The organism is Membranihabitans marinus (assembly GCF_019802045.1).
GTDB classification, from domain to species: Bacteria; Bacteroidota; Bacteroidia; order Chitinophagales; family Saprospiraceae; genus Membranihabitans; species Membranihabitans marinus_A.
The window spans coordinates 207,091-220,006 of sequence record NZ_JAHVHU010000006.1 but is presented as its reverse complement, the minus strand read 5'-3'; the positions used below and the strand labels follow the sequence as shown (position 1 = coordinate 220,006).

The 12,916-nt window shown below is 47.0% G+C and carries 9 protein-coding genes; all 9 read right to left on the bottom strand.

The annotated features are described in order from the left end of the window. Positions 1-747, bottom strand: a complete 747-nt coding sequence (gene lptB, locus KUV50_RS06870) for an LPS export ABC transporter ATP-binding protein (RefSeq protein WP_222579364.1) — start codon at positions 745-747, stop codon at positions 1-3. A gap of 394 nt (positions 748-1,141) precedes the next feature. Beyond that, positions 1,142-2,758: an Ig-like domain-containing protein gene (locus KUV50_RS06865; protein ID WP_222579363.1), complete on the bottom strand. Its 1,617-nt coding sequence runs from the start codon at positions 2,756-2,758 to the stop codon at positions 1,142-1,144. Position 2,759: 1 nt separating this feature from the next. Beyond that, positions 2,760-3,662 carry a site-specific tyrosine recombinase XerD gene (gene xerD / locus KUV50_RS06860; protein WP_222579362.1) on the bottom strand — a complete coding sequence of 301 codons (903 nt, stop codon included), beginning with the start codon at positions 3,660-3,662 and terminating at the stop codon, positions 2,760-2,762. Between the two features lie 55 nt (positions 3,663-3,717). Next, on the bottom strand, positions 3,718-4,242 hold the full coding sequence (locus KUV50_RS06855; RefSeq protein WP_222579361.1) for a rhodanese-like domain-containing protein: 525 nt from the start codon (positions 4,240-4,242) through the stop codon (positions 3,718-3,720). 8 nt (positions 4,243-4,250) lie between these two features. Beyond that, positions 4,251-5,324, bottom strand: a complete 1,074-nt coding sequence (locus tag KUV50_RS06850) for a diphosphomevalonate/mevalonate 3,5-bisphosphate decarboxylase family protein (RefSeq protein WP_222579360.1) — start codon at positions 5,322-5,324, stop codon at positions 4,251-4,253. Positions 5,325-5,799: 475 nt separating this feature from the next. Beyond that, positions 5,800-6,507, bottom strand: a complete 708-nt coding sequence (locus KUV50_RS06845; protein WP_222579359.1) for a DUF4294 domain-containing protein — start codon at positions 6,505-6,507, stop codon at positions 5,800-5,802. A gap of 194 nt (positions 6,508-6,701) precedes the next feature. Beyond that, positions 6,702-7,403, bottom strand: a complete 702-nt coding sequence (locus KUV50_RS06840; protein WP_222579358.1) for an outer membrane beta-barrel protein — start codon at positions 7,401-7,403, stop codon at positions 6,702-6,704. Between the two features lie 665 nt (positions 7,404-8,068). Beyond that, entirely contained in the window at positions 8,069-9,388 is a 1,320-nt protein-coding gene (locus KUV50_RS06835) for an amidohydrolase family protein (protein WP_222579357.1), read from the bottom strand. A 457-nt stretch (positions 9,389-9,845) separates the two neighbouring features. Beyond that, positions 9,846-12,791 (bottom strand): amidohydrolase family protein, encoded by a 2,946-nt coding sequence (locus KUV50_RS06830; RefSeq protein ID WP_222579356.1) that lies wholly within the window; start codon positions 12,789-12,791, stop codon positions 9,846-9,848. Between the last annotated feature and the right edge of the window lie 125 nt (positions 12,792-12,916).

Here is a 12,916-nt window from a genome sequence, read left to right as displayed (position 1 = left end):
TTATGCATCGGGCTCGATCAGTTTTCTTTTGAGTTCAAAATGTTGGCCGAGATATACCTTTCGGACCAGTTCATCTGCAGCAAGTTCCTCTGACGTACCATCCCGTAAGATCTTTCCTTCAAACATCAGGTAGGCCCGGTCCGTAATGGATAAGGTCTCCTGCACATTATGATCAGTAATGAGGATGCCAATGTTCTTGGTCTTGAGCTTGGCCACAATATGCTGGATGTCCTCCACGGCGATCGGGTCAATCCCTGCAAAAGGTTCGTCGAGCAAGATAAATTTGGGGTCGGAAGCCAGAGACCGGGCAATTTCTGTCCGGCGCCGTTCCCCGCCGGAAAGCGAGTCGCCCATGTTTGTCCGCACCTTTTCCAGTCCAAATTCATCGATCAGACTTTCCAGTTTTTCCTTTTGTTCGGTTTTTGAAAGGGGCATCATTTCGAGAATAGCTTTGATGTTGTCTTCCACGCTAAGTTTTCTAAAAACACTGGGCTCCTGCGGCAAATACCCAATGCCTTTTCGGGCCCGACGGTACATCGGTAGCTTGGTGATGTCCTGGTCGTCGAGAAATACACGGCCTTCATTGGGGCTGATAAAACCAACCGTCATATAGAAGGTCGTGGTCTTCCCGGCACCATTGGGGCCCAGAAGTCCGACGATCTCTCCTTGTGCAACCTGAATGGATACATCGTTTACGACCGTTCGCCGACCGTATTTTTTCTTCAAATGCTTTGATTGTAACAGCATGCTATTTTCTCTTGGTGTCAAAGTTACAACATTGAGTTTTTAGTTTATAGTATATGGTGGATAGATTATAAGGTTTATGGGGTTTATGGGGTTTATGGGGTTTATGGGGTTTATGGGGTTTGTGGGGTTTGTGGGGTTTATGGGGTTTATGGGGTTTGTGGGGTTTGTGGGGTTTATGGGTTTTATGGGGTTTATAAAGTTGATAAGGTTTGTGAGGTTGAGGCTAGCGGCGAATGGGAGTTCGTCTGAACAGGTGTAGGGGGGATAGATGGGATTGATGAGATTCCTACCAGAAGATGCGATTAATCGCGACTGTACGGGATAGCCAGAGACCCAATAAATCGCATCTTTAAGCGTGTGTACAGTTATTTTGTTGAGCTGTTTGTTTAATTTGCTATTCCGAAATCAAGTTCACTTCTGTTTCCTGGATCCAGTTTACGCGAAGATTTTCGATTTCCACTTTTTGAATCTGCTCTGCCGGCCGCCGGCCCGGGTATCGCGCCGGATCCCATATCCCGTTTTGGTTTTCATCCCAGATTACTTCCAGGGTATAGGCGCCCGGTTTTAAAGAAGAAAAGACCTGTTTCTTGTCGAGCTCTGAGGTTGTTTTTTCGGTAATGACTTTGTCTTTTTGCTTCAGCCGAAGAAGAAACTGGGGGGGTAATCGATAGTTCTCTGCCGCCGTTAATGTGATTTCCAGTGAGGCCAGTGATTCCGGAGCGACGGGCTGGATTCGGTACGTGATGGTGTCATGAGAAATATCATTCTCAAACTGAAGGGCACCGGGGAACAGCGTCATTTGATAGGAAGAATCAGCCTTCCAGGGGTATTTGATTTGGAAAGCATTGAAGTTATAGAACATCGTATCCAGGTCAATTCGCTGGCTGTCTCTTTGTTTTTCCATCTGAATCTGACTCACGTCCAGGGATTGCAGCGGCCAATTGGTTTTAAACTCCAGAGATTCGCTCGGTAGTAAAGTCGGATCGACACGGGCTATTTCTAGATCGTTGGCATCAAATGATTTTTTATCTGTCGACCGTACATTGATCGTATCGCGCAGCCCTTTGTTGTTTTCGGTAACGACCCGGACCGGCAGCGAGTCGGGGTGGTAGTAGATCCGGAGTTGATTATTAATGCGATCAATATGACGGATGGGGTCTGCGGTGACCTGTAGACTGGCGGAATCCGTAATCGGCCCGCTAAAAGTCAGGACAATCAGACTGGACGTGGCTGTGTCCACATTGTCCAGATAGACCGGTGGCGGTCCCAGCGACAAGGTGAAGTTGAGGGTGCTGTCATTCACCTGGTTCGTCGATATGGGCTGAGGAATAAAGCCCAGGGGTTCGATTTCTTCGCTGTGCCGAAAGTCCAGATCTTCATCCACATAAGCCAGAAGTTGAAAAGTGTCCGCCCGCAGATAGTTGAATCGGTATTCCCCCGCTTTGTTGGTCCGGGCAAAATAAGAAGGAGGTAAAGTCGAGATGGCCGAATCTGCCAGATTGCTGTATAGCATGACCGACGCATTCTCCACGGGTTTTCCGGTAAGCGCATCAGTAATCACACCTGAAAATCCCAGTGAATCCAATACCTCGCCGGTGCTGAACACAAATTGGTAGTCTTCCAGAGGATTTGATTCGGTAATATCCTGAATGGATGTGCCTAGATTTACGATGTAGGTGGTGTTCTCCCGAAGTTCTTCTTCTTCATCAAACGATATGATCAGAGATTTCTTTTTGAGTTGATATTGTGGTCTTTTCTCCAGTGGCGGACTGATAAAAATCTGATTGAAGGGATCGTCCAGCTTGACCCATTCGTCAAAGGAGATGATTATTTCCTGCGGCGTGAAATTGGTTTGAGGCGTGGGCGTCGAATTGGTGCTGTCCACCACCGGAGGCGTTTCATCTTTTGGCCCCCCCTGAATACTGCCGGGCGAAGCGCATCGGAAGAAAACCAGGCATACGATCAAAGTCGCTGCGAGCAGATGGAGGAAATTGGATGTTTTTAGATGCATCTTACGATCGGTTCAATGGATGAAATTTATGAATCGTGTTGCGAAGATATTCATTATTTATATGAGTATAAATTTCTGTAGTCATTATCGATGCATGACCGAGTAATTCTTGCACCGCCCGCAGATCCGCTCCACCCTCGACCAGGTGGGTAGCAAAACAATGACGGAGGGTATGCGGTGAAATATTTTTTTCGATGCCGGCCCGTTCCCCGGCTTCCTTGATGATGTGATAAATCATATGCCGGGTGAGCCCGCGGCCGCGGCGGTTGAGAAAGACCAAATGCCGGGCTTCGGCTTTGATGAGACCGTTTTTTCGTTCGCTCAAATATATGTTGAGATATTTTAATGCACGCTGGCTGATAGGCACCAGTCGTTCTTTATTATTCTTTCCGAGCACTTTGATCATTTCCAGCTCTTCATAAATGTGATCAATATGCAGGTGAATGAGTTCGCTCACCCGAAGTCCACAGGCATACAGCACCTCCAGCATAGCCCGGTTCCGATGCGCCAAGGGCTGACTCAGATCAAAACTCTCCAATAAAGACTTGACCTCCTCAATAGAAAGTACTTCAGGTATCCGTCGCGCAATCTTGGGTGCCTCGATGTGTTCCATGACATCAGAGGGAATCATTCCTTCCAGAATAAGATATTGCGAAAATGCACGTAGTCCACTCAGTATCCGCGATTGACTTCGTGGATCAATATCGCATTGGTGCAGTTCCTGAAGAAACGACCGGATGTGGTTGATGTCCAGTGCCTGGATGGGCAGCTCACCGAACTCCTTCTCTACAAAACGAGCCAGTTTTTCGACATCCCGTTCATAGGCTGAGATGGAATGGTCGGACAATCCTTTTTCCACATTTAGATATAGTTTAAACCCCCGGAGATAGGTATTCCAGATCATGATGAAGAAATTGAGTTGTAAATGGAATCCATCTCTTATTTTATATTTTTCCTCATTACCAGATTTTTTTGATCGCCGGGTGATAGACATACTGCGACCATCGTTTGTTGTAGGTGTGTACTTTTTGGGTCACCTCGCCGGTAGAATTAACGACCGGGTGACCTTCGTTGACCCACTCAAAAATACTGCCGTACAGATTGAAAACCTTGGAAAATCCCCTTTTTTGCAAGTCTTCGCCTATTTTTTCACTGCGATACCCCACGCTGCAATACACCACAATGGGCCTTTCTTTGGGAATGTCCCGGAGCACTGTATAGTCGGGGTTCGAAAAGTTCATGTATTGCGCCCCTCGGATGTGACTGACCTGATATTCTTCCGGAGTCCGGGTATCCAAAATAAAAAAGTCCTTCTTATGGTCATAAAATGAGTCTACGGATACGACTGGAACGCTAAATCGAAGTATCCGGCTGAGCCGTTGGTCAAACTCGGGATTAGTGACGTGGACCCCGGTCGTGTTTTGGGAACAGGCCGAAGGTAAAAACGCCAGGGATAAAAGGCTCCATTTGATATATGACCACATCTTTTGACTCATTTTAATTTTCGACTACCAGACCCCATCTCATCATCGATCCATTGTCTGTCAACACAATAGGAAATCAATTCATCCTGAATAAATTTTTTCACCGGATCTTTGTGATGATCTGGATACAACAAATGGACATTGGGTCCGGCATCCAGGGTGAAACACACTGGAATACCCGTATCCTTACGATACCCCTGAATAGCCTGGATGATGATCAATGTGTTGGGATGCATCAAAATATATCCGGGAGAGGAGGCCATCATCAGGGCATGGAGTGTCATCGCTTCGGCTTCGACCAACGTGGTAAATGCGTCCAGATCGCCCGATTTTAAAATTTCTAATAAATTCTCTGTGTTTTTTCGGGCCTCCTGGTAACGAACATCTCCATATGGATTGCCCACCATAAGTTGATGACCGGCACTGCTCGAGACTTTTTTTTCGCCCTGATCGACCAGGAGAATAGCATCCTTGTACTGCTGAAAGACCGGATGTAGAATGGTGCCCAGTCCTACTGCATACGCATCACTGGAGCCGGGATAGCTGCATTGACCCCAAAGGGCGGCATTGGCATAATTGCTTCGACAGGCACTTCCACTACCCAACCGGCTGAGCCGGGAGATGCGCTGATCAAATTTCGATTGCTTTGTTTCTTCAGAAGGTATAGATATGGTAATTTGTCTTTCCATATCTATCAGCGCAGCAGCCAAAGCATTCATGGCCGAAGCACTTGAGGCGATCCCGGAAGAGTGGGGAAAAGTGTTTTCGGAAGATATCGTTAACCGGTAATTGAGAAGCAAAGGAATTTCTTCTGCCATCCGGTTGAGGTATTTTTGGATCCTTTGCCGGAAACTTTCTTTTTCCTGTCCATGAAAATAAAAGGTGAAATCCACATCCGAAGACGACGGGACATCTTTTCGTTCCCATTCCAGGCTGGTGGTGGTTTGTGCATTTTTTAGTGTAAAACTAATCGATGGATTGCAGGGAATTTGTTCGTGTTTTTTACCCCAGTATTTCACGAGCGCAATATTGGAAGGACTTTGCCATTGGCAATGGCCGCTGTCTTTAGCATCTAAATTCATACTGTTCCCAAATTTACTTTTATTTTTATGTTTTTAGCCGAATACGGCTTTCTAAACTTATCCGACCACCTCCGGGTCGCTGTTCCGCAATGCACATTGACCTCATCCAATCCGTCCACCTCCCGGGGCGCTGTTCTACGATGCACATTGATCTAATCCAATCTGACCGCCTCCGGGGTGGCTGTTCTGCGATGTACATTGATCTAACCCTATGCGACAGCCTCCCGGGTCTGTCGGCCTCCGGTTTGCTGGTATAGCGAGATTCAATCCAAATGCCGAATGATCTAACTGAGATTGACCTCAGAGAAGTCAGATTAGGTTAGCAACCTAGTTATTTCAGTTTGATCGACCTCAGCGAGGTCGGATTAGGTTTTTCCAATTTACCCAATTCAATCGTTTTAGGCCAGAATTTATATCAAACAGCTTTTTTGCAAAAGTCGTTATTTTAAATCTTGAAACAGGTTTTGTGGAGGAATTATTCATTAAATTTCACATCAAAGTCGTCCAACACCATATCCATGATCGGGTCTTTACCGACCTGATATCCTTCTTTGAGATCGTAATCAAAAAACCCCGACAGTGTACTCCAATAATTAGCCGTCAGCCAGCCACGCGCATTTCTGATGAGTACATACATGGGAATATCGAGTTCTTTCTCGATCATATGAATCAGGATCCGGCCCTGGGTTTTGGTCAGGTTTTTGAAGATGTCTTCGTATTTTTTAAACAATTGTTCCTGAACCCGACGGGCGTATTTGCGTTTTTTCCAGATGCTCAAATCAGCGGTGACCCTTTCAATTGTCTCATAGGTCTGGATAGCTTCCACGGCAAACGGATACACATCCTGCGCATATTTTCGGTAGATGAGATAACGCCGATACTCCGCATTGGAAGCAAAAAAACGCTTGGACGTCACGCTGATCTCGTCAAAGGTGGACATGAGCAGGGTGTCATCGCCGTCAATAATGACCTGGACGATTTCTCCGTCGATCACCAGATCTTCCATTTGAATGGAGTCTTGCTTATGGTGTTGGGTTAAGGAATCCGCAGACATGGGGTTCTGGGCAGGCAGGACCATGGCGGGCATCCAAAAAAGCAGGAATCCGAGTAATCGGGTGATCATTTCAGCAGATAGTGTTTTCATCATCACATACAACGTACCATCGAAATTTATTGTTTTCAAGAGGGGGGTGATTAAATGCAGTGACGGTTTTCAATTGCGTGCCCGTTTCGCAGTATTCATGCCTTGTGAAGCAAGTATTGCCTGGGATGTGGGAGCTCCAGCTCCCACAAAAAATTAAAAAATTGAGCTGGGGCTCCATTTCCCGTGGGAGATAAAAACGCTGCTCGACTGCCAACAACTTACAGACTCTGCGACTAGAACTTGTACCCCACAGAAACATTCAAACTCCGGTTGTGGAAGATGTCGCCGGGTTTCTGGCCGTCAACCTCTGGTTGTATATTCGCCAATCCAAGCTGAGCCTGGACCTGAAGCGAGAATACACCCCAAAAATCATAGCCTGCCAGCAGATTGACCCCATAATCCAGTGGTTTACCATAGAGGTAGTTGCCGAATTCACCATCTTTTACATCTTTTTTGAATATGACATCGCCGCTGTTTTCTATGATAATATCTCCGATGACCACGTCGGTCTGAGTTTCCCACTGGCCGCCCAGCCCATAACCGATATAAGGTCCGGCTCCGAGCACTAAATTTCCAGATCCGACCTTGGGCTTATACAGCAGATTTACGGGTACTTCAAAGTAAGAGACCTGGGCTTTAAATTCATTGTCTATGCCGGCGAACCCGTTGGAATTTTGCTTGAACCCCTTTTGGGAATAAATTGCCGCTGGTTGGATGTATATATTCCCGATGACAGGTATGTCAAAGGTTAACCCGGCTCGTATTCCCGGAATCCCCTGGGTTTCATCCACATTGCCATTCTCATTTTCAATATAGCCTTTTGAGAAATTGGCACCAGCTGTGATGCCCACTTTGGTCTGTGCGTGAGCCGTTTGATGGGTGAATACAAAGACCAGGATCAGACCGAGAGATAGAAATATATTCAAGTACTTCATCATAATATATTTTTGCATTTTGAATTAATCAGGTGCTTGCGCATTTCCTAGAGAAACGATTCTAAGCCAGCGAACTTTATCCAAAACGCCGGTTTAAAGGTTTGTTGACTTTTTTTTGTTATTTTTATCAAAATGCATTTTTGCCAAATACCAATCCAAATCATTATGAGTGTTCAGTATTTGCCCATGGTCGTGGTTTGGGGTAGTAGTCCTTCTGTGCTCAGCATGCCGCAGTGAGAAATTCGCTCTCATACTGATTTACTCGAAACGAAGTTCGTGATACTGCCAAGGTATCCCGCAGATTACACAGATCAACGCAGATATTACCACGCCATCGACTTGGTTTGAAAGTAAATCTGCATAAATCTGTCTCGTTCTCTTATGTGTTTAGTGTTATTAGCAACTCGGGATATGAGATCTGCCTGCTCCCACGAAAAACGCATAATGGAGCAGGGGCTCCATTCTCCCAGGCGGATGAGACGAGTACTCGTCCTCAGACGAGACGGGGAATATAGTGATTTAAGCAAAAATCGTGTGAGACACTCGCTTCTACACCATGCTACATACGGACCGGATTCTGCCATGTTTCACACATCAGAAAGTTTTTCGGACCGCTCACTGTTCCTTTGTGAAATCCTTAGTGTCTCTCCGTGAAAGAGCCTATGTTATTTCAACACCCCGTACTTCTCCGCAAATTTCCGGTACAGCTTTTTCTGTTTATTGTCCAGATCCACTTCCCGACCATCGATAAAGGCCTGCAGGATCATGCTGGATTTGGGGTCTAGAATATCGCCATCGCTGATAACGATCGTGGCACTTTTCCCGGCTTCCAAGCTGCCGTATCGTTTGTCGATCCCAAGGATACGCGCAGTGGACAGTGTCAATGCCTGGATCGCTTTTTCTGGATCGAGGCCAAATCCGACTGCCTGGCCGCCCTGGAAGGGCAGATTCCGCTGATCCCAGGATCCTTCGTGCGAAAAGCACCACAATACGCCGGCGGCTTCAAGCTGTGCCGGCGTTTGAAAGGGTTGTGTAATGTCGGTATCCGTGTGTCCAGGAAGACGCTGCGTCGAAGCTAGGATGACCGGGATCTCTTTTTGGGCTAAAGTTTCTGCGATCTTCCAGGAATCTTGTGCGCCGGTGAGTACGATCCGGATGCCCAATCGCTCGCTCCAGTCAATGGCATCAAGCATGGCTTTTTGGTTGTTGGCATGAACAAACACCGGATGGTTCGCTGAGATAACATCACTTAAAGCCTGGAAACGGAGATTCGTGTTGGCGTGGTCCTTCCGCTTCCCATAGGCCATCGCAGACTGGAAATATTTTTCGATACTGCGGACGTTTTCTTCGTATTTGTCGCTGGTCTTGAGTCGTCGATTCTTGGAATCATAGGTATAAACACTGGGCCAGTTGAGATGGATTCCGGCCGTATCCTGTACACTTGCATCTTCCCAGTTCCAGGCATCGAGTTGAACTAAGCTGGATTGGCCCGAAATAATTCCGCCGCGCGGTGTGACCTCACTAAGCAGGATGCCGTTGGACCGGAGGGTTGGGATAATCCGGGAATCGGTATTGTAGGCAATCAAAGCCCGGACATGGGGGTTGTATTGCCCGACTTCCTGAAAATCCCGGGTGGCTCGGACCGCACTGATTTCGACCAAACCAATATCGGTGTTGGGGGCGATCAAACCCGGATAGATGTGTTGCCCGCTCACATCAATGATTCGCTCAGCGTCCTGAGCTTCATCGCCCACATAGTTGATTTTTCCTTTGTCAAACAACAGATGGCCGTTTTCGATGATCTCGCCATTGCCGATGTGGATGGTGCCACCCCTCAGGGTAATCGATTCGGATTGGGATGGAGACGGAGGATCCTGGGCGAAGCTGACCTGACCAGGAATAAGCAGGAATAAGACGAGGAAAAGAACTGAGATTCCTAGTGATATTCGTCGGGGTGAAATGATCCGTAGAGCTATATAATTCATATTCGATTGTCGTTTAATTTTATTCGGATTGTCATGATTTTTGCCTGCTCTCTGAGCTTGTCGCAAGAGCAAAAACCCCGCCAATCTTTTTTTGGTGTTGTGTTGTTTTTCTAATATAATTCGACCTCGCTGAGGTCGTTAAAGCGTTTTGATATAAATTTAAAAGTAAGTAACGCAAATTGTTTTCCATGTTATCCGATTGTCTTTATTGCCTACAGCCATGAGCCACTTTTAAAGCCTTCCTGGCTACATTTATTATTCCTAACTGTCGTCAGACAGGCTTTAGCCCACACGTTCGGCGAATCAATTCGCCGCTACGGGGGTGCCGTACATCGTTCCCAAAGGTGTAGTTAAATTATTTCCACTTTTCATTCCCCTTATATGACTCGGATTACCGTTTTCATTGATCATATCAATTAGAAATTCATAATTCACCATTTATAATTCACCATTAACATTAATCATCACAATGGTATTCTTCCTCCGGTGTTCTTTCTGCTTTTTGCGTGGGTGAACCCCCTTTCTTTACGCGGATCATCGCCTGGATTAAGCGGTTGCGTTCCTGCGCAATGGCTTCTTCTTCTTTTGCATTTTTCTCCCGGTCAAAATACAGCCGGCCATCTATAAATACTTTCTGCGCACTGGCCACAATGGACAATGGGTGCGCGTTCCACAAGACCACATCACCATCTTTCCCCTTTTCGATACTACCGACCCGGTCATCGATGTGGAGCATTTTGGCCGGATTCAGCGTAACCAGCTTGAGCGCTTCTTCCTCGGTTAATCCCCCATACTTGATGGTCTTGGCGGCTTCCGTGTTGAGTCGGCGGGCCATCTCGGCATCATCCGAATTCAGGGCGGTCAATACGCCCACATCGTGCATGATGGCTGCATTGTAAGGAATGGCATCAATCACCTCGTATTTGTATGCCCACCAGTCCGAGAAAGTAGATCCCGCCACACCGTGCTCCTTCATCTTGTCTGCGACTTTATATCCTTCGAGGATGTGGGTGAAGGTATTGACCCGAAAATCATACCGTTCGGCCAGATGCATCAGCATGTTGATCTCGCTCTGCACATAACTGTGGCAGGTAATGAACCGTTCTCCGTTCAGTATTTCCAACAAAGTTTCCATCTCCAAATCCTTTCGGTAAGGAATGCCCCGATCTTTTTTATCCCCATATTCGAGGGCCCGGGTAAAGTGATCCTCCAGAACCTGCTCTACGCCCATTCTCGTTTGTGGAAACCGTACCGTATTTTGTTCCCCCCAGTTGGATTGCTTTACATTTTCGCCCAAGGCAAACTTGATGAAAGGATCTGCTCCTTCAAACTTCAGATCTTCCGGGGGTGCACCCCAGCGTAATTTAATCAAAGCCGATTGGCCCCCGATGGGATTCGCCGATCCATGAAGCAATTGAGAGGTAGTCACGCCACCGGCCAGCTGGCGGTAGATGTTAATATCTTCAGAATTGAGAACATCGCCGATTCGCACGGCGGCACTACTCGCCAGAGTGCCTTCGTTGACGCCATTGTTGATGGCAATGTGGCTGTGTTCATCGATGATTCCGGGTGTGAGATGCATGTCCGTCCCATCAATATGTATAGCGTCTGATGGCGCACGCACATTTCCGACTTTAGCGATTTTACCATCCTGGATTAATACATCAGTATTCGTTCGAATACCTCGATCCGTATTGGTCCAGACGGTGGCATTTTCGATAACGACGGTCCTTTGATCCGGTAATGCAGGGCGTCCATACGCCGTAAACGGATAAGTCATCGGGGTAATGACTTCCATGGAATCCTTTGCTGGCTTTTTGTCAGAACTTTCTTTTTCTTGTAAAACAGCCTGAAAACTTTTCTGGTCTCCGCTGCCATCCTGATAAGTTCCTTTGATATCACCGTTTTCTGAACGATACCCCAGTAATCGGAGGTAGTCCCCAGATTTGGTTTTGATTAAAAAGGTGATTCGATCCAGTTCCTCCCGTACCGTGCCCTCAAGCTTGGTTGAATCCGGGGAGACTAAGGTGATTTTATTGGCTTTGCGGTTAATGGTCGCCTCAAAAGATGCATGGTCTAACGTGAAATCAAATTTTTGATCAGCCAGATCAGAGTCCGGGGACTGGATGACGTCAGGGACGCCTTGAATCCAGTTCTCAAGAATCTTAGCGCCCGATTCAAAAATAGGCTGATCCGTGATTAAGAAATTGGCGAGAAACCCTTCTTTGAGTTGACCGAGTCGATCTTCTTCACCCAACCACTGCGCCGGCGTGGTCGTCAGGGCGTGCATGGCGGATTTTTCATCGAGCCCGTATTGGATGGCTTTTCGGACGTGGGTGAGAAATTGTTTTTTGTCATCCAACAGATCGCTGGTAATGGCAAACGGAATATTGTGTTCGGCTAGTACCGCGAGATTTTTCGGTGCCCACTCCCAATGTTTCATTTGGGCCAGGCTTACCAGATCGCCATCGAGCGGGTCTTCGACATCATAGGCTTTGGGATAATTGACCGGTATGATCAGTGGCATCCCGGTTTGGGCAATTTCTGCAGCGCGTTGGTATTCGTCGCCGGTGCCCCGGATAATATAGACGTTGTTGTATTCCTGAGCGATCCGGGCCGCTCGCAAAACTTCGAGTTTGTTTCTGACTGCAAAAAACTGTGGAAGATTTTTAAGGTTTCTCCAGGCAGCCAGGGAAAGGTTGGTAGTTTCATTTTTTCCGGCCATCTCATACCATTCGGCATTGAGATAAAACTGCCGAAGCAAGGCAATCATTCCCATCTGTGAAGAAGGGGGCGACTGGTACGTTTTTGCTTTCGAAAAAGCAAGATGACTCGATGCGCGTGGATTCAATATCGTTTTATGAGGACGATCATTTTGGAGGGTGGTCAACACCCCCGATCCCTGGACGATGCCATTGTCCCGGTGGGTCAACACGGTCCCAAATCCTATTTTTCGTAGTGCGGCGGCTGCTTTTTCGTCGTGATCAAATTCGGTACTGGCGTCATATTCTGGAATCAGAGATTCATTCCACGAAAAAGCCCCTTTTTTTCCCGAAGAGAACTCCTGTTTGGACGGACGGGGACCTTTCATCGTGGCGGCAGGTATTCCATAGGTGGTACTCAGTTCTATAAAAGAAGGGTACACGTGTTTGCCGTCCAGGTCTTTTACGATGGCACCGTCGGGAACGGATGTTTCGCTGGTGACCGAAACGATCTTGCCGTTGCGAATCACCAGGGAGGCATTTTCGACTATTTCGTCGGGATTGATATGAATGGTCCCGTTGGTCAAAAAGTAAAAATTCGCCCGTTCATCATGTGCTCCGTTGACCGGAAAGGTCTCTTGGGCATTCAAGGTGATCCCGGTCAGGATCAGAACAAAAAGTGCGGTAAAAAATGTTTTCATGTAATAAATTAGTTTTGCACGCAATGCGTACATTGAATGTAAATAATTAATGGGTATTATCCAAAAAGAAAATTATTACAGTTCCCAGGGTTGGCGCAGGGATTTTCGTACACAACCTATTTCAC

Excerpts from the sequence above, each read along its gene's own strand:
- KUV50_RS06840 (WP_222579358.1), bottom strand. The coding sequence starts at position 7,403 with ATGAAGTACTTGAATATATTTCTATCTCTCGGTCTGATCCTGGTCTTT.
- KUV50_RS06850 (WP_222579360.1), bottom strand. The coding sequence starts at position 5,324 with ATGAATTTAGATGCTAAAGACAGCGGCCATTGCCAATGGCAAAGTCCT.
- lptB (WP_222579364.1), bottom strand. The coding sequence starts at position 747 with ATGCTGTTACAATCAAAGCATTTGAAGAAAAAATACGGTCGGCGAACG.
- xerD (WP_222579362.1), bottom strand. The coding sequence starts at position 3,662 with ATGATCTGGAATACCTATCTCCGGGGGTTTAAACTATATCTAAATGTG.
- KUV50_RS06855 (WP_222579361.1), bottom strand. The coding sequence starts at position 4,242 with ATGTGGTCATATATCAAATGGAGCCTTTTATCCCTGGCGTTTTTACCT.
- KUV50_RS06830 (WP_222579356.1), bottom strand. The coding sequence starts at position 12,791 with ATGAAAACATTTTTTACCGCACTTTTTGTTCTGATCCTGACCGGGATC.
- KUV50_RS06835 (WP_222579357.1), bottom strand. The coding sequence starts at position 9,388 with ATGAATTATATAGCTCTACGGATCATTTCACCCCGACGAATATCACTA.
- KUV50_RS06865 (WP_222579363.1), bottom strand. The coding sequence starts at position 2,758 with ATGCATCTAAAAACATCCAATTTCCTCCATCTGCTCGCAGCGACTTTG.